The sequence below is a fragment of the Caballeronia sp. LZ024 genome (genome assembly GCF_031451455.1).
Taxonomy (GTDB): Bacteria; Pseudomonadota; Gammaproteobacteria; order Burkholderiales; family Burkholderiaceae; genus Caballeronia; species Caballeronia telluris.
The window spans coordinates 591,675-609,420 of the sequence record NZ_JARUXL010000003.1 but is presented as its reverse complement, the minus strand read 5'-3'; the positions used below and the strand labels follow the sequence as shown (position 1 = coordinate 609,420).

General features: G+C 64.6%; 14 protein-coding genes. 6 read left to right on the top strand and 8 right to left on the bottom strand.

Annotated elements, in window-relative coordinates; all coding sequences use genetic code 11:
• Positions 1–15: 15 nt before the first annotated feature.
• Both QCE48_RS20295 and QCE48_RS20290 read right to left on the bottom strand, forming a co-directional pair.
• Positions 16–1,344 carry an MFS transporter gene (locus QCE48_RS20295; protein WP_309784972.1) on the bottom strand — a complete coding sequence of 443 codons (1,329 nt, stop codon included), beginning with the start codon at positions 1,342–1,344 and terminating at the stop codon, positions 16–18.
• 53 nt (positions 1,345–1,397) lie between these two features.
• Positions 1,398–3,029, bottom strand: coding sequence for a choline dehydrogenase (locus QCE48_RS20290; protein ID WP_309784971.1), 1,632 nt, complete (start codon positions 3,027–3,029; stop codon positions 1,398–1,400).
• Positions 3,030–3,408: 379 nt separating this feature from the next.
• Between QCE48_RS20290 and QCE48_RS20285 the strand changes: the two genes are divergently transcribed.
• Positions 3,409–4,212: an IclR family transcriptional regulator gene (locus QCE48_RS20285; RefSeq protein ID WP_087633889.1), complete on the top strand. Its 804-nt coding sequence runs from the start codon at positions 3,409–3,411 to the stop codon at positions 4,210–4,212.
• Positions 4,213–4,230: 18 nt separating this feature from the next.
• Here QCE48_RS20285 and QCE48_RS20280 read toward each other — a convergent pair whose 3' ends face one another.
• Both QCE48_RS20280 and xsc (QCE48_RS20275) read right to left on the bottom strand, forming a co-directional pair.
• On the bottom strand, positions 4,231–4,983 hold the full coding sequence (locus QCE48_RS20280) for an IclR family transcriptional regulator (protein WP_309785090.1): 753 nt from the start codon (positions 4,981–4,983) through the stop codon (positions 4,231–4,233).
• Positions 4,984–5,257: 274 nt separating this feature from the next.
• Positions 5,258–7,087, bottom strand: coding sequence for a sulfoacetaldehyde acetyltransferase (gene xsc / locus QCE48_RS20275; RefSeq protein WP_309784967.1), 1,830 nt, complete (start codon positions 7,085–7,087; stop codon positions 5,258–5,260).
• Positions 7,088–7,287: 200 nt separating this feature from the next.
• On the opposite strand from xsc (QCE48_RS20275), the gene QCE48_RS20270 reads away from it, so the two are divergent.
• Both QCE48_RS20270 and QCE48_RS20265 read left to right on the top strand, forming a co-directional pair.
• On the top strand, positions 7,288–8,268 hold the full coding sequence (locus tag QCE48_RS20270; protein ID WP_309784970.1) for an AAA family ATPase: 981 nt from the start codon (positions 7,288–7,290) through the stop codon (positions 8,266–8,268).
• Positions 8,268–10,007, top strand: coding sequence for a cobaltochelatase CobT-related protein (locus QCE48_RS20265; RefSeq protein WP_309784969.1), 1,740 nt, complete (start codon positions 8,268–8,270; stop codon positions 10,005–10,007). The genes QCE48_RS20270 and QCE48_RS20265 overlap by 1 nt, the downstream gene beginning before the upstream one ends.
• Positions 10,008–10,022: 15 nt before the next feature.
• Here QCE48_RS20265 and QCE48_RS20260 read toward each other — a convergent pair whose 3' ends face one another.
• The 3 genes from QCE48_RS20260 to xsc (QCE48_RS20250) form a co-directional block, all read right to left on the bottom strand.
• A complete protein-coding gene (locus QCE48_RS20260; protein WP_309785089.1) occupies positions 10,023–10,748 on the bottom strand; it encodes a sulfite exporter TauE/SafE family protein in 726 nt (241 codons plus the stop codon).
• Positions 10,749–10,780: 32 nt separating this feature from the next.
• Entirely contained in the window at positions 10,781–11,842 is a 1,062-nt protein-coding gene (pta, locus tag QCE48_RS20255; protein ID WP_309784968.1) for a phosphate acetyltransferase, read from the bottom strand.
• Between the two features lie 72 nt (positions 11,843–11,914).
• Entirely contained in the window at positions 11,915–13,744 is a 1,830-nt protein-coding gene (gene xsc, locus QCE48_RS20250) for a sulfoacetaldehyde acetyltransferase (RefSeq protein ID WP_309784967.1), read from the bottom strand.
• Between the two features lie 245 nt (positions 13,745–13,989).
• Between xsc (QCE48_RS20250) and QCE48_RS20245 the strand changes: the two genes are divergently transcribed.
• Positions 13,990–15,147 carry a 2-aminoethylphosphonate--pyruvate transaminase gene (locus QCE48_RS20245; protein WP_309784966.1) on the top strand — a complete coding sequence of 386 codons (1,158 nt, stop codon included), beginning with the start codon at positions 13,990–13,992 and terminating at the stop codon, positions 15,145–15,147.
• A 5-nt stretch (positions 15,148–15,152) separates the two neighbouring features.
• Here QCE48_RS20245 and QCE48_RS20240 read toward each other — a convergent pair whose 3' ends face one another.
• Positions 15,153–15,911 (bottom strand): GntR family transcriptional regulator, encoded by a 759-nt coding sequence (locus tag QCE48_RS20240; RefSeq protein ID WP_309784965.1) that lies wholly within the window; start codon positions 15,909–15,911, stop codon positions 15,153–15,155.
• A gap of 268 nt (positions 15,912–16,179) precedes the next feature.
• On the opposite strand from QCE48_RS20240, the gene QCE48_RS20235 reads away from it, so the two are divergent.
• Both QCE48_RS20235 and QCE48_RS20230 read left to right on the top strand, forming a co-directional pair.
• Positions 16,180–16,449: a UxaA family hydrolase gene (locus QCE48_RS20235; RefSeq protein ID WP_062635449.1), complete on the top strand. Its 270-nt coding sequence runs from the start codon at positions 16,180–16,182 to the stop codon at positions 16,447–16,449.
• A gap of 68 nt (positions 16,450–16,517) precedes the next feature.
• A complete protein-coding gene (locus QCE48_RS20230) occupies positions 16,518–17,693 on the top strand; it encodes a UxaA family hydrolase (RefSeq protein WP_116567091.1) in 1,176 nt (391 codons plus the stop codon).
• Positions 17,694–17,746: the final 53 nt, after the last annotated feature.

Genomic DNA, 17,746 nt, shown 5'->3' with positions numbered 1-17,746 from the left:
CAGCGAAAAATCCCCTCACGAAGCCCACTCAACCTGACGCTTCGCCGCCCGAGCCCGGCGCCCGATCCACGCGGCCGACAGCGCGCTCACCAGCGCCGAGATCAGCACATAGATGCAGATGAGCCAAGGCTCGCCGTCACCCTTCTTGAGCAGGAAAGTCGCGATGATCGGCGTGATGCCGCTCGCGAAGATGCCCGAGAACTGGTAGACGAACGAGATCCCCGAATAGCGGACCTTGGCATCGAAGAGTTCGGCAAAAAGCGCCGCCTCCGGGCCGTACACCGACGCATAAAAGATGCCGAACGGAATCACGATCGCAATCCACACGAGCGCGATACTGCCGCCGCTGTGCTTCATCAGCCAGAAGCCCGCGAACGCCGACAACCCCGTCAGCAGCGAGCCCCAGAAGTAGGTTCGCGTGCGCCCGATGCGATCCGACAGCCGCCCGAAAAGCGGAATCGAAAACATCATCACGACAGCCGCGGCCATCACGCCGAGCAGCGCCTGCGTGCGCGGGACGTTGAGCGTCTGCGTCAGATAGACGATCGAAAAGACGCCGAACACGTTGAAGAAAACGCCGTCGATGAAACGCGCGCCCATGCCGGCGAGCACGTTGCCCGGATATTCGGCGAGCACTTCCTTGATCGGCAGCTTGATCTGTTCGCCCTTTTGCTTGACCTTCGCGAACTCGGGCGTCTCCATTACGTTCAGGCGGATATACATGCCGATCGCGACGAGCACGATCGAGAGCAGGAACGACAGGCGCCAGCCCCACGAAAGAAACTGCTCGTTGGTCAGGAACGACGACAGGATCGCCACCACGCCCGACGCGATGCACAGTCCGAGCGCAAGGCCGATCTGCGGAATGCTCGCGTAGAAACCGCGCTTGTTTTCAGGCGCATATTCGAATGCCATCAGCACGGCGCCGCCCCATTCGCCGCCAAGCCCGATGCCCTGCGCCACGCGCAGCAGAAGCAAGAGCGACGGCGCCCACAGCCCGATCTGGTCATAAGTGGGCACGAGGCCGATCAGCACGGTTGCGGCGCCCATGATCATCAGCGTCATCACGAGCATGCTCTTGCGGCCGAGCTTGTCGCCGAAGTGGCCGAAGATCACGCCGCCGAGCGGCCGGCTCAGGAAGCCCACGGCGAAGGTGCCGTAGGCGAGCATCGTCGAGACGAGCGGATCGCCGCTCGGAAAGTACAGCTTGTTGAACACGATCCCGGCGACCACGCCGTATAGAAAAAAGTCATACCACTCGATGGTCGCGCCGATCAGGCTTGCCGTCACTACGCGCCGGATCTGACGCGCATCGTTTCCTTGGGTCGCTGCAGTCTGCTGCATTTTCGTCTCCTGTAGGTGGCCGCGTGGTTTTCCACGTCGGCATCAAATCGCTATCAAACGGTTTCCTCTAGCACCGGAGCTTCAACCAGCCCCTTCCGGTCGGCCTTGATCATGTCGGCGGCTTTCTCCGCGATCATGATCACGGGCGCGTTCGTATTGCCCGACACGAGATCGGGCATCACCGACGCGTCGACCACCCGCAGCCGCGCGAGGCCGCGCACGCGCAGACGGTCGTCGACGACCGCCATCGCGTCGCTTCCCATGCGGCAGGTGCACGCCGGGTGATAGATCGACTGGCTGTAGCGACGGGCGGCGTCGAGCAGTTCGTCGTCGGACTGGAACTGCGCGCCCGGCACGAACTCGGAGAGGATGTGCGGCGCGAGCGAGGGCGCCTGTGCAATGCGCCGCGCGACCTTGATTCCGCCGATCACCACCGGATGATCGCGCGCGTCGGACAGATAGTTAGGCTGGATCGCCGGATACTGCAGCGGATGCGCCGACTTGATCTCGACGCTGCCGCTGCTGAAGGGCCGCAACTGGCACACCGACGCCGTGAACGCCGAGAACGGATGCGCGCCTTCGCCGGGCTTGTCGGCGCTCAGGGGCTGCATGTGGAACTGGATGTCGGGGCGATCGACGTCGGGACGCGAGCGCGTGAAGATCGCGACCTGGCTCGCCGCGAGCGTCAGCGGACCGGTTCGGCAGAGCGCGTATTGCAGCCCGATCAGGACCTTGCGAAGCGGGTTGTTCACTTCGTCGTTGAGCGTGCGTTCGCGTGTCTTGAAGACGAGCCGCACCTGAAGATGGTCCTTGAGGTTTCGGCCGACGCCCGGCAGTTCGTGATGCACGCGCACGCCGGCGCGGCCCAGTACATCGGACGGACCGACGCCCGAATTCTGCAGGATCTGCGGCGAGCCGATCGCGCCCGCCGCGAGGATGACTTCGGCGTTCGCGCGCGCGCGCTTCAGTTCGCCATCGCGCATGTACTCGACGCCGACCGCCTGCGCGCCGTCGAAGAGCACACGCGTGGTCTGCGCGTGCGTCTCGACGATCAGGTTCGGGCGGCTTTTCGCCGGTCGCAGGAACGCCTTCGCGGTGCTCCAGCGAAAGCCCTTGTGCGCGGTCTGCTGAAAATAGGCGACGCCTTCCTGCGTGGCGCCGTTGTAGTCGTCGTTGAACGGGATGCCGATGTCCTGCGCGCCTGCGATGAAGTGATCGGCGATCGGCCGGCGCAGCCGCAGGTCCGAGACTTTCAGCGGGCCGCCGACGCCGTGGTACGCGTTCGCGCCGCGTTCCTGGTCCTCGGACTTCCTGAAGTAGGGCAGGACGTCGGCGTAGCTCCAGCCGCGGTTGCCGAGCGAGGCCCAGTGATCGTAATCCTCGCGCTGGCCGCGCACGTAGAGCAGTCCGTTGAGCGAACTCGATCCGCCGAGCACCTTGCCGCGCGGCCATTGCAACTGCCGTCCGGCGATGCCTTTGTCGGGCTCGGTCTCGTAGCACCAGTCGAGTTGCGGGTCATGCATGGTCTTGAAGTAACCGACCGGGATGTGAATCCAAGGATTGCTGTCCGGGCCGCCCGCTTCGAGCAGCAGCACGCGGTTGTTCGGGTCCTCGCTCAGCCGGTTAGCGAGCACGCAGCCCGCCGATCCCGCGCCGACCACGATGTAGTCCACTTCAAACGACATGGTATTCGCGTCTCCTGAATGTGTCGGACAGCCGCTTCGTCGCGTGGTGCGCGATGCTGCGATTCGAAGCCCTGCCGATCAATTCGAAATTGTTGGAACACTTCGTTCCGTTTTGGTTAAATACAATTTCGTGCAGAATGTGATGAAAGCCAAGAAAAAGACGCGACGGAGGCGAAAACTGAAACGGAAACTGAAGATTTCGATTCAGAAAGGGCGCGTCGGAGGGTTTGCCAGCATGGGCCGCCGGGAAGCATGGCGTCTATGCTTCGGCGTTGCGCGAGATGTCGGGTGTGGAGGGCACGACGCGACGGCCGCTAACGTCCGCGAATCGCGAAAGTGATATATTTTGTTCTGATTTAAATACGGAGACCCGAGCCTGATGAACGACACGAATTCGTCCTCGACCGAAGACAGCCGCGCGCTGCGCGCTTTGTCGATTCTCGATCAATTGGCGGTCGCCGGGCAGCCGTTCACGCTTTCGCAACTCGCTGCGCGTCTGCATATTCCGAAGGCGACGCTTGCGCGGCTCATCGAGTCACTCGAAGCGCAGGGCTATGTGATGCATCTGCCGGACTCGCGCGGCACCGATCGCGGCATCACGCTCGGTCCGCGCGCCGCGCAACTCGCGCTCGCGACGCTCGGCAGCAGCAGCTTCACGCGCGCGTGCCGGTCGCTATTGCGCGCGGTCGTCGAAACGCTCGGCGAGACCTGCAACCTCACCGCGCTCGACGGCGACTCGGTGCTCTATATCGAGCGCGTCGAGACGACCGAACCACTGCGCCTGCACATGCATCCGGGCATGCGCGTGCCGCTGCACTGCACCGCGAGCGGCAAGCTTTTCCTTTCGCAGATGACGCGCGCCGAACGCAGCGCCGTGCTCGCGCGCCTGCCGCTCACGCGCATGACCTACCGCACGCTGACCGACGCGAGCCTGCTCGAAGCGGAACTCGACCGGCTGGCCGCGCGCGGCGTCGGCATCGACAACGAGGAATTCGTGCGGGGAATGGTGGCGGTCGCCGTGCCGGTGCGGGATGCGGAAGGCAAGCACGTGCTGGCGTCGCTCGCGGTGCATGCACCGACCGCGCGCGCGAGTCTGGAAGATCTGCTGAAGGCGGTGCCGAAGCTGAAGGAGGCGTCGCTGAGATTCGCGCCGCTTCTGCACAAGCCGGATGCCGCGCGCTAGGCGACGCGCGGCGGTGGCTCAAAATGTTTTCGCCAGCTCTTTCGCCGCATCCTGAAGGCGCGGCACGAATTCAAGCGCACGCGAAAGCGGCGCGCGCGAGACGGGCGCATGCACGGCGATGGCGGCGACGCACTGGTTCTGATCGTCGATGACAGGCGCCGCCACGCACACGATGCCGACGACGAACTCTTCGTTGTCGACCGCAATGCCCTTGTGCGCGACGCGGTCGAGTTCCGCTTCGAGCAGTTCGGGATCGGTGATGGTGTTGGGCGTGAAGCGCTCCAGTTGCAGCGCGCGCACGAGGATGGAGCGTTGCTGTGCGGGGAGCATCGCGAGCAACAGCTTGCCGCTCGCGCTGCAATACGCGGGAACGTGGGAGCCCGGCTTGAGGTCGAGCCGCAGCGGCCACGGCGCTTCCATGCGATCGAGATAGAGCACTTCCGTCTCGTGCAGCATCGTGAGATTGCAGGTCTCGCCGAGGTCGGACACGAGCCGCGAGAGAATGGCGTGCCTCAGACGCCGCGCGCCCGAATGCATCATCACGCCGAGACCGAGTTGCGCGAGACGCGGACCGATCACATAGGCATTCTTCTGGCCGGGCTCGCGGATCACGAGTCCGCCCGCCTCCAGCGAAGCGAGCATGCGATGCAGCGAAGCCTTCGGCGCGTCGACTTCGTGGGCGATGTCGGCGAGGGAAACGGGACCGTCCGCGGCGACGAGGTGCTCCAGCAGCGCGAACGCTCGCAGGGTCGGGGTATCCGCTTTTTGCATGTCTGCCGTTCCGGAAAATGGATCGGCATCATTGTACTCAAAGCGCTTGTAGAGCGGCGTTTCCGGGACGAAGCGTTCGGTTTTGGCGGCGGTTTCAGCCGCGCGCGGCTTCCGGTTTTCGGAACGCGGCGGGGTTTCGGGCGTGGCGTCCTGGTTCGCGGACGCCTCCGGGCTGTCGGCGGATAGCGGCAAGCCGGTTTCGAAGCTCATGGCGGACCTCTCGAACGGCGGGTGGCGGCGGGTCCCGGCGGAAGCCCGCCGGGACTTGCTTCGATCAGACGTAGTCCTTGTACTTGTCGAGCATGCGCACGGGTTTGGCGAGCGCATCGCGGCGGAACGGATCGCCGAGTTCGCGGGTGCACATGATCTCGATGATGGTCGTCTTGCCGTGGTTCATCTGCAAGTCGATCGCTTTTTTCAGCGCCGGGCCGACGTCTTCGAGCTTGTCCACGACGATGCCTTCGGCGCCCATCGCCTTGGCGATCTCGGCGAAGCTCTGGTTGTCGAGTTCGCCCGCGACGAAGCGGCGGTTGTAGAAATCGACCTGATTTTTCTTCTCCGCGCCCCACTGGCGATTGTGGAATACCACCGCCGTCACCGGGATGTTGTGGCGCACGCAGGTCATGGTTTCCATCAGGCTCATGCCCCAGGCACCGTCGCCGGCGTAGGAGACCGCCGGGCGGTGCGGTGCCGCGACCTTCGCGCCGATGATGGTCGGAAACGCGTAGCCGCAGTTGCCCCAGCTCATCGCCGCGAAGAAGCTGCGCGGTTTGTCGAAACGCAGATAGCTGTTCGCGACCGAGTTGATGTTGCCGATGTCGGTGGAGACCATCACATCTTCAGGCATCGCCTTTTCCAGTTCGCGCAGCACCTGTCGCGGATGCAGATAGGTGCCGCCGCTAAACGGCTGCTCGCTCTTTTGCTCCTCGATCATGTCGAGACTGTACGGATCGCGCTCGTGGGTCCAGTCGTCGAGTTCCTTCTCCCACGCGGCTTTCTCCGACTTGATCTGTGCGGCGCGGTCTTCGCGCGAGGCGTCGCAGGCGAGGGTGCGGCCCGTCAGACGCTGCGTGAGCGCGATCGCTGCGGCCTTCGCATCGCCGCAAATGCCGACCGTGATCTTCTTCACGAGCCCGAGCATCTTGTGATCGGCATCGATCTGGATGATCTTCGCGTTCTTCGGCCAGTAGTCCATGCCGTGCTGCGGGAGCGTGCCGAACGGTCCCAGACGCGAACCGAGCGCGATCACCACGTCGGCGCGAGACAGAAGCTTCATCGCCGCCTTCGAGCCTTGATAGCCGAGCGGGCCGCACCACAGCGGGTGACTGGCCGGGAACGAATCGTTGTGAAGGTAGCTGTTGACCACCGGCGCACCGAGCCGCTCGGCGAACGCCTTGCACTCTTCGATCGCATCGGCCATCACCACGCCGCCGCCCGAGATGATCACCGGGAACTTGGCCGTTGCCAGCAACTCGGCCGCTTCGTCGAGCCGTTGCTCGCCACCGGCACCGCGATCGAGCCGCTGCGGCTGCGGAATCTCCGCCTTGATCTGGCCGTAGAAATAATCGCGCGGGATATTGAGTTGCGTCGGACCCATTTCGGCCATCGCGCGATCGAAACAGCGGCCGGTGAATTCGGCCATGCGCGCCGGATGCGTCACGTGACCCTGATATTTGGTGAATTCCTGGAACATCGGCAATTGTTTGGCTTCCTGGAAGCCGCCGAGACCGATCCCCATCGTGCCCGCTTCCGGCGTGACGATCACCACCGGGCTGTGCGCCCAGTAAGCGGCCGCAATCGCCGTCACGCAGTTGCTGATACCGGGCCCGTTCTGGCCGATCACCACGCCGTGACGTCCTGAAACACGCGAATAGCCGTCGGCCATATGTCCGGCGCCTTGCTCGTGCACGACCGGAATCAGGCGGATGCCGGCGGGCGCGAAGATGTCCATCGCGTCCATGAACGCCGAGCCCATGATGCCGAACATGTCGGTGACGCCGTTGGCGGCGAGGGTTTCGACGAACGCCTCGGAGGGCGTCATGGCTTGCGGGCCGTCGGGGGCAGTGGAAGAGGCGGGGGCGCGGGTGGGGTCGAGTTCGCTCATGGTGTTGATGTCTCCGGTGTTTGAATAAAACGGAACGTATGGTTCCGAAAACAGCGTGTTGAATCAAATGTAGACGATCGACCCGACCAACGTCAACCGATAAAATCTATTATTCGGGATGATTTGTATCTAAAAAAGAATGCGTCTATGATGAGATATTGGACGAAAAAGCGTCGGCGAAAAGCGAAGGGAGACGAGAAGTGACAGATATCGTGAGTGGCAAGCCGGACCGGACGGTGTCGGTGCGCAGTGTTTTCGGCATCGATTCGGACTTGACCGTGCCTGCCTTCAGCGAACGCGACGACCACGTTCCGGAAATCGACGAGGCGTACCGCTTCAATCCCGAAGTCACGCTGGCGATCCTCGCGGGATTCACGCGCGATCGCCGCGTGATGGTTCAGGGCCTGCACGGCACCGGAAAATCGACCCACGTCGAGCAGGTCGCCGCGCGCCTGAACTGGCCTTGCGTGCGCGTGAATCTCGACGGGCACATCAGCCGGCTCGATCTCGTCGGCCGCGACGCGATCGTCGTGCGCGACGACCTCCAGGTGACCGAATTCCAGGAGGGCATCGTGCCGTGGGCGCTGCAACGGCCGGTCGCGCTGATCTTCGACGAATACGATGCCGGCCGTCCCGACGTCATGTTCGTGATCCAGCGCATCCTGGAACGCGACGGCAAGTTCACACTGCTCGACCAGAACCGCGTGATCGAGCCGCATCCGTCGTTTCGCATGTTCGCGACGACCAATACCATCGGCCTCGGCAACCTGAACGGGCTCTATCACGGCACGCAGGTGCTCAATCACGCGCAGATGGACCGCTGGAACGTCGTCGCGACGCTCAACTATCTGCCGCGCGAGGATGAGATCGGCATCGTGCTGGCTCGCGTCCCCGAACTCGCCGGCGATTCGGGGCGCGCACTGATCGAATCGATGCTGAGCGTGGCCGAACTCACGCGCAAGGGCTTCGCGGCAGGCGATCTATCGACGCTCATGTCGCCGCGCACGGTCATCAGCTGGGCCGAAAACTGCCAGATCTTCCGCGATCCGGCGATGGCGTTTCGTCTCACTTTCCTGAACAAGTGCGACGAAGCGGAACGTCCGGCCGTCGCGGAATATTTCCAGCGGTGTTTCGGCCGCGAGCTGGACGTCGAGCGCGAGCGCCGCGCTGCGCAAACCTGATGGCGTCGCCGACGCTGTCCGAGCGCCAGGCCGCACGCCGCGCGGACGAGCGCGAGCGCCTTTGCGCGGCGGCCGTGCGCGCGCTGACGGGCGACGCCGCGCTGCATTACCGCGACGGCCGTCTGTGTCGCGGCTATCGGCTGTTGCCGTTGCACGCGCCGCACTTGCGCACCGACCGCCATGCCGACGATCTCGCGTCGCTGCGCGGCGCCGCCGACGGCGCGGCCCTGCGCCTGATCCATTCCGATGCGGCCCTGCATCGCCGCCTGTGTCCCGTTGATCCGGTCGCGCGGCTCGTCTTCGAACTGCTCGAACAACTGCGCTGCGAGACGCTGACGCCGCCCGGCATGCCGGGCGTCGTGCAGAACCTGCATCTCCGATTCACGGCGTGGTCGCGCGCGTTTCATCGCTCGGGCTTGATAGACGGGCATCTTGGCTTGCTTGTCTACACCGTCGCGCAGATGAGCTGGTCGCGGCTGACGGGCGAGCCGGTGCTGGAGGAAACCGAGGGTCTGATCGAAGCGACGCGCGCGGGCATCGCGCCCGCGCTCGGCGTGCCGCTCGCCGGCCTGCGCCGGCATTGCGGCGATCAGTCGGCCTTTGCGCAGCATGCGCTCGACATCGCGCGGAGGGTCAGCGAGATGATCCGCGCGGCACGCGGCCAGCACGCCGATGACGCCGCCGACGACACCGACGACGAAGACGAAGCAGCCGCGCGCGCCGCGTTCACGCTCTGGCTCGGCTCGGACGACGACGAGCACAAGGAAATGGGCGTCGCGGCGACGGGCGAGAGCCGCGTGCTCGGCGCGTCGGGCACGGGCTACCGCATCCATACGACGCGCTACGACGAAGAGATCCGTCCCGCCGCGCGCGTGCGTCGCGAGTTGCTGCGCGAGTATCGCGAGCGGCTCGACGAACGCATCGCCGCGCTGGGCCTCAACGTGAGCCGGCTCGCGCACGCGCTGCGCGCGGCGCTCGCGAATCCCGAGCGCGACGGCTGGTCGTTCGGCGAGGAGCACGGACGCATCGACGGGCGCAGGCTCGCGCAACTCGTCTCGTCGCCCGACGAGCGGCGCATTTTCCGGCTCGAACGCCGCACGCCGATCGCCGACTGCGCGGTGAGTTTTCTGATCGACTGCTCGGGTTCGATGAAAGCGCACATCGAACCCGTCGCGACGATGATCGACGTGCTGACGCGCGCGCTCGACCAGGCGGGCGTGACGACCGAAGTGCTCGGCTTCACGACGGCCGCGTGGAACGGCGGACGCGCGCGGCTCGACTGGCTTGCGCGCGGCCGGCCGCGGCATCCGGGGCGTCTGAACGAAACGTCGCATCTGATCTTCAAGGACGCATCGACGAGCTGGCGGCGCGCCCGCACCGACATCGCCGCGTTCTTCAAGGCCGATCTCTTCCGCGAAGGCGTGGACGGCGAGGCGGTCGAATGGGCCTGTTCGCGACTGCTCGCGCGCGCCGAGCCGCGGCGCATGCTGATCGTCGTATCCGACGGCAGTCCGATGGACAGCGCGACCGCCCAGTCGAACGATGCGTTCTATCTCGACGGTCATCTGAAGGAAGTCGTCGCGCGCCACGAGGTCGCGGGCGATGTCGAGATCATGGGGCTCGGCGTCGGGCTCGACCTGAGCCCGTACTATCGGCGCTGCCTGGCGCTCGATCTCTCGACGCCGCCCGCCATGAACACGTTCGGCGAGATCGTTCGCTGGATCGGGGCGCGGCGCTAAAAGGCCGGTCTGTGGTCATCGGACCCAGACCAGCGCCGCGCTCACCATCAGATAGCAGCCGATCCCGACCAGCACGCCGAACGCGATGCGCCGCGTCGCCACGCCCGAGATCGGCGGCGGGTAGCGTCTCGCGGCGATCGTCGCGAGCGCCACGATCGGCACTGCGAGCGCGGACTGCACCCAGATCGCGCGATCCAGCTGGCCTTCCCATGCGCTGAAGACCGTGCGGATGACCGCCGTCGCCGCGAAGATCACGATCAGCGCGCAACGGATCTCGACGAGCGCCATCGGCTGGCGATAGAACTGGAACACGAGCGGCGGTCCGGAAATGCCGAACATGCCGGAGAGCAGGCCGCCCGAAACGCCGCTCAGGAAGAAGCCGCGATCGTCCGAGCGTCGTTCGAGCGGCTCCGGCCGCAGCGCGGCGCCGAGGCCGCCATAGAGAATCACGGCGCCGAGCAGGAATTGCAGGATGCCGGACGCGCCGCCGCTCAGATAGCCGAGCAGCAGGACGCCCGCGCCCACCGACGGCAAAAGCCCGAGCGTCGCGGCCCGCACCGCGCGCCAGTCGACGTGATGCAGCTTGCCGGGCAGCGCGATCGCGCTATTGGCGAGCGTCACGAGGCTCACGACCGCCGCGACGCTCGCCACCGGCGCGAGATTCAGGCCGCTCGCCGCGCCGATCACGATCATGCCGAGCCCGAAGCCGGTGACGGTCTGGAAGTAGCTCGCCGCGCCCATCAGCACGAGGAGCGCGAGCGCCTGCGCGACGCTCACGATGCATGCGCGGCCGGGCGAGCATCCTCTTGGCTGGCGGCGCCCGGAGGCGCGAGCGTCGGCGCGGCCTGCGCCTGCACGCTCGTGACGGCGATGACGTAATAGATGTCGTCGGCACTGCAGCCGCGCGACAGGTCGTTCGCCGGTTTCTGCAAACCCTGCAGGAGCGGGCCGATCGCCTTTGCGCCGCCGATGCGCTCCGCCAGCTTGTAGCCGATGTTGCCCGCTTCCAGGCCCGGGAAAATCAGCACGTTGGCGTGGCCGTCGACCTGCGAGTGCTCGACCTTGCGCCGCGCGATTTCCGCGACGATCGCGGCATCGAGCTGCACGTCGCCGTCGATGGCGAGCGACGGCCGCAGCGCCTTGACGCGCGCGGTGGCCGCGACCACCTTGTCGACGGCCGCATGACGCGCGCTGCCGCTCGTCGAAAACGAGAGCATCGCGACGCGCGGCTCGTCCATCAGGAGGCTCGTCGCGCTGTCGGCGGCGGCGAGGGCGATGTCGGCGAGTTCGTTCGCGTCCGGTTCCACGACGAGCGCGCAGTCGGAGAAGATCAGGCCGCCTTTCATCGTGTGGAACGGCTCGCAGAGCATCATCAGGAAGAAGCTCGACACGAGTTTGAAGCCGGCACGCACGCCGATGATCTGGATCGCGGCGCGCACGACGTCGGCGGTGGTGTTCACCGCGCCCGCGACCGAGCCGTCCGCGTGGCCGAGGCGCACCAGCAAATTGGCGAAACACAGCGGTTTCAGCACTTCGCGCTGCGCTTCTTCGCGTGTCATGCCTTTCTTGCCGCGCAGCGCGAAGAGTTCGTCCGCGCAGGCTGGCGCGAGCGGCGAGGTGGCCGGATCGATCAATTCCATGCCGGCGAGGTCGATCTGTTCGTGTTTGGCTGTGTCGTGTACGCGCGCCGCGTCGCCGATCAGCATGACGCGCGCGATCCCTTCGCGTGTGACGCGCGACGCCGCTTGCAGCACGCGCGGGTCTTCGGGCTCGCACAGGACGATGCGCATCGGCGTCGCGCGGGCCTGCTCGATGATGCGGTGGATGGCTTTCATGTTCTGGATCGCTTTATGTGGCAGGGAACGCGCGAGGCCGTGTGCGCTTTGGCACCCGGCCTCGCGCCGCGATCAGACGTAGTCCTTGTACTTGTCGAGCATGCGCACGGGTTTGGCGAGCGCATCGCGGCGGAACGGATCGCCGAGTTCGCGGGTGCACATGATCTCGATGATGGTCGTCTTGCCGTGGTTCATCTGCAAGTCGATCGCTTTTTTCAGCGCCGGGCCGACGTCTTCGAGCTTGTCCACGACGATGCCTTCGGCGCCCATCGCCTTGGCGATCTCGGCGAAGCTCTGGTTGTCGAGTTCGCCCGCGACGAAGCGGCGGTTGTAGAAATCGACCTGATTTTTCTTCTCCGCGCCCCACTGGCGATTGTGGAATACCACCGCCGTCACCGGGATGTTGTGGCGCACGCAGGTCATGGTTTCCATCAGGCTCATGCCCCAGGCACCGTCGCCGGCGTAGGAGACCGCCGGGCGGTGCGGTGCCGCGACCTTCGCGCCGATGATGGTCGGAAACGCGTAGCCGCAGTTGCCCCAGCTCATCGCCGCGAAGAAGCTGCGCGGTTTGTCGAAACGCAGATAGCTGTTCGCGACCGAGTTGATGTTGCCGATGTCGGTGGAGACCATCACATCTTCAGGCATCGCCTTTTCCAGTTCGCGCAGCACCTGTCGCGGATGCAGATAGGTGCCGCCGCTAAACGGCTGCTCGCTCTTTTGCTCCTCGATCATGTCGAGACTGTACGGATCGCGCTCGTGGGTCCAGTCGTCGAGTTCCTTCTCCCACGCGGCTTTCTCCGACTTGATCTGTGCGGCGCGGTCTTCGCGCGAGGCGTCGCAGGCGAGGGTGCGGCCCGTCAGACGCTGCGTGAGCGCGATCGCTGCGGCCTTCGCATCGCCGCAAATGCCGACCGTGATCTTCTTCACGAGCCCGAGCATCTTGTGATCGGCATCGATCTGGATGATCTTCGCGTTCTTCGGCCAGTAGTCCATGCCGTGCTGCGGGAGCGTGCCGAACGGTCCCAGACGCGAACCGAGCGCGATCACCACGTCGGCGCGAGACAGAAGCTTCATCGCCGCCTTCGAGCCTTGATAGCCGAGCGGGCCGCACCACAGCGGGTGACTGGCCGGGAACGAATCGTTGTGAAGGTAGCTGTTGACCACCGGCGCACCGAGCCGCTCGGCGAACGCCTTGCACTCTTCGATCGCATCGGCCATCACCACGCCGCCGCCCGAGATGATCACCGGGAACTTGGCCGTTGCCAGCAACTCGGCCGCTTCGTCGAGCCGTTGCTCGCCACCGGCACCGCGATCGAGCCGCTGCGGCTGCGGAATCTCCGCCTTGATCTGGCCGTAGAAATAATCGCGCGGGATATTGAGTTGCGTCGGACCCATTTCGGCCATCGCGCGATCGAAACAGCGGCCGGTGAATTCGGCCATGCGCGCCGGATGCGTCACGTGACCCTGATATTTGGTGAATTCCTGGAACATCGGCAATTGTTTGGCTTCCTGGAAGCCGCCGAGACCGATCCCCATCGTGCCCGCTTCCGGCGTGACGATCACCACCGGGCTGTGCGCCCAGTAAGCGGCCGCAATCGCCGTCACGCAGTTGCTGATACCGGGCCCGTTCTGGCCGATCACCACGCCGTGACGTCCTGAAACACGCGAATAGCCGTCGGCCATATGTCCGGCGCCTTGCTCGTGCACGACCGGAATCAGGCGGATGCCGGCGGGCGCGAAGATGTCCATCGCGTCCATGAACGCCGAGCCCATGATGCCGAACATGTCGGTGACGCCGTTGGCGGCGAGGGTTTCGACGAACGCCTCGGAGGGCGTCATGGCTTGCGGGCCGTCGGGGGCAGTGGAAGAGGCGGGGGCGCGGGTGGGGTCGAGTTCGCTCATGGTGTTGATGTCTCCGGTGTTTGAATAAAACGGAACGTATGGTTCCGAAAACAGCGTGTTGAATCAAATGTAGACGATCGACCCGACCAACGTCAACCGATAAAATCTATTATTCGGGATGATTTGTATCTAAAATAGAGACATGCGCCTGCGCCGCCCGCGACGCGTCGAGCCGACAAACCAGCGCAACCGGGCCGATGTCGTATACCCTGACGACCGATCTCGCCACGACTTCTGACGAAACCATGTCCCATTCCAAGCCAGTCACGCCTTTTGCTTCCGAAACCGGCGATCCGTTTCTCCTGACGCCGGGTCCGCTGACGACGTCGCGCACCGTGAAGGCCGCGATGCTGCACGACTGGGGTTCGCGCGATGCGAACTTCGTCGCGATCAACCAGTCCGTGCTTGCGCAGTTGCGCGACATCGCCAATGGCGGCGACGACTACGTGACGGTGCCCGTGCAGGGCTCCGGCACCTTTGCGGTCGAGGCGATGCTGACGAGCCTCGTCCCGCGCGACGGCAAGGTGCTCGTGCTGATCAACGGCGCGTATGGGCTGCGCGCCAAGCGCATTCTGGATATCGCCGGACGCAAGACCGTCGTTCATCAGACGGCCGAAGACGCGCCGCCCGACCTGAAGAAAGTCGAGTCGATCCTGAAGCGCACGCCGTCGATCACGCACGTGTTCGCGGTGCATTGCGAGACCACGTCGGGCATTCTCAATCCGGTCGCGGACATCGGCGCGCTCGCGGCGCGTTACGGCAAAGGCTTCCTGATCGATTCGATGAGCGCCTTCGGCGCCGTGTCGCTCGATGCTCGCGCGGTGGGCGCCGATGCGATCACGGCTTCGTCGAACAAGTGCATCGAGGGCGTGCCGGGGCTCGGGTTCGTGATCTGCCGACGCGCGGCGCTCGAAGCGTCGCAAGGCAATGCGACGACCCTCGTGCTCGACCTGCACGACCAATGGTCGAATTTCGAAAAGACCGGCCAGTACCGCTTTACGCCGCCGACGCATGTGATCGTCGCGCTGCATCAGGCGCTGCGTGAATTCGAGGACGAAGGCGGTGTGGCGGGGCGCGGCGAGCGTTATCGCGACAACTGCCGCGTGCTGATCGAAGGGATGACGGCGCTGGGGTTCAGGCCGCTCCTGAAGGAGGATTTGCAGGCGCCGATCATCGTGACGTTTCACATGCTCGACGATGCGCGTTTCGACTTTCAGCGCTTCTACGACGGTTTGAAGGAACGCGGCTTCGTGATTTACCCCGGCAAGCTGACGGTCGCGGATTCGTTTCGCATCGGCTGTATCGGCAGGATTGGGGAGCGGGAGATGCGCGCCGCGCTCGACGCCGTGCGCGAGATGCTGCAGTCGATGGGTGTCGCCGGTACGTCGGCGCAGGCCGCCTGAACGTTCTAGCTGCCGTCCGTCGGGCGCGCGTAGCTCGACACGTAGTCGTATTCGAGCGTGTTGACATGCGAGATCCGGTACTCGACCGGCTGATGGTGGTACGAGTACGCGACGCGCTCGACCTCGAGCACCGGCGCGCCGGTCGCGAGGCCGAGCAGTTTTCCTTCGAGTTCGTTCGCCTGCCCGACGCGCACGCGTTCATCTGTGCCGACCACATTGATGCCGAAGGCATCCTGATAGAAGTTGTAGAGCGTATTCGGGCGATCGCGCAGCGCGGCTTCCGTCAGTCCGGCAAAGCGCGTCTCGGGCAGCACGATGCTCTCGACGATCACGACAGCGTCGTGCAGCGAGAGCATGTTCGTGAACTGAAAGACGCGCGTACCTTCGGCAATCTGCAGCCGCGCCGCCACGTCGCGTGAGGCTTTCGCCCTGCGAAAATTCACGAGACTCACGACGGGGTAGGTCTTGTCCCCGTCGCGGCGCACGATGCGAAAGAAGCGAAAGAAGTGGCGATCGCGCTGATGCATCGCCACGAAGGTCCCGAGGCCTTGATGACGCACCAGGATGTTCTCCGCGCACAGTTCATCGATGGCCTTGCGCAGCGTGCCAATCGACACGCCGAAGCGTTCTGCCAGCCGCTTCTCGGAGGGAATGGCCTCGCCGCCTTTCCATTCCTGCGCCGCGAGCGCCCCCAGCACCGCGCTCTTTACTTCCTTGTACCGCGTGCCGCCGAGGGCTGTCGGCATCTCAGTCATCGTGCTCATGGCCTTCCCTGAAATCCTTTTAATGATGTGAACCGATTCTACGCCATCTTCAGATCATGTAACACATATAGATGAGTTAGTTGACATGGATGATATTGCCGCCTAAGATGATCTCACTGATGCGGCGACATGCCGTCGCCACCGGCGGGAAAGCCGGCCACGATTGAACTCAACCGAGGAGACGCAAATGAGTCAGGCAGCAGCAGGTACGAACGGCGCCGGAGTCGCGGCGGCAAAGGCAGCAGGCGAGCGCAAGACCATTCACATCGTGCTGCACGAGGCGAAGGACACCGTGGGTGTTGCCGTCGTCGAGGGCATCAAGGCGGGCACGCAACTGAACGCGTGGATCATGGACGAAGACGAAGTCGTAACCGTCGCCGCAAAGCAGGACATTCCCATCGGTCACAAGGTCGCTCTGAAGGACATGGCGGTCGGTGACACGGTGTTCAAATACGGCGTCGATATCGGCAAGGTCGTCGCGCCCATCACGGCGGGCGAGCATGCCCACGTGCACAACATCAAGACGAAGCGCTGGTAAGCCGCCCGCGCGGCAGCGACAAACCAGCGTAGCGACCCAGCTTCCCCATATCGAGAGAGACAAACATCATGAGCGTGATTGACCTGGACACCACTTTCCGCGGCTATCGTCGCGACAACGGTCGCGTCGGCGTGCGTAACCACGTGATCATCCTGCCCGTCGACGACCTGTCGAATGCGGCCGCACTGGCGGTCGAAAGCAACATCAAGGGCACGATGGCGCTGCCGCATCCCTACGGCCGCCTGCAGTTCGGCGCCGACCTCGACCTGCACTTCCGCACGCTGATCGGCGCGGGCAGCAATCCGAACGTGGCTGCTGTCGTCGTGATCGGCATCGAGGAGGGATGGACCAAGCGCGTCGTCGACGGTATCGCGAAGTCGGGCAAGCCGGTGATGGGCTTCGGCATCGAACTGCACGGCGATCACGATACGATCATGCGCGCCTCCAAAGCGGCCAAGGAGATGGTGCAGTACGCGACCTCGCTCGACCGCGAAGAATGTCCGCTGAGCGATCTGTGGGTCTCGACGAAATGCGGCGAGTCGGACACGACTTCCGGCTGCGGCGCGAACCCGACCGTCGGCAATGCGTTCGACAAGCTGTATGGGCATGGCACGACGCTCGTGTTCGGTGAGACGTCGGAACTTACGGGCGGCGAGCAGATCGTCGCGGCGCGCTGCGCGAACGACGCTGTGCGCGAGCGTTTCAACTTCATGTTCGACCGCTATCAGGACATGATCAACCGCTGGAAAACCGACGACCTGTCGGAATCGCAGCCGACCAAGGGCAACATCGCGGGCGGCCTGACGACGATCGAAGAGAAGGCACTCGGCAACATCCAGAAGATCGGCAAGAAATGCATGGTCGACGGCGTGCTCGATAAAGCCGAAACGCCGACGCACCCGGGCCTGTGGTTCATGGATTCGTCATCGGCAGCGGCCGAGATGGTCACGCTGTGCGCGGCATCGGGCTTCGCGGTGCACTTCTTCCCGACCGGACAGGGCAATGTGATCGGCAACGCGCTCGTGCCGGTCATCAAGATTTGCGCGAATCCGCGCACGGTGCGCACGATGAGCGAACATATCGACGTCGATGTCTCCGGCATCCTGCAGCGCGAACAGAATCTCGACCAGTCCGGCGATCGCCTGCTCGAATGCATGCTCGCCACCGCGAACGGCCGCTGGACCTCGGCGGAAACGCTCGGTCATCGCGAGTTCGTGCTCACGCGTCTGTTCGAAAGCGCCTGAACGAATCGCGCAACACCGCGTCATCGATAGAAGCAAGGCAATTGAAGTCCCCG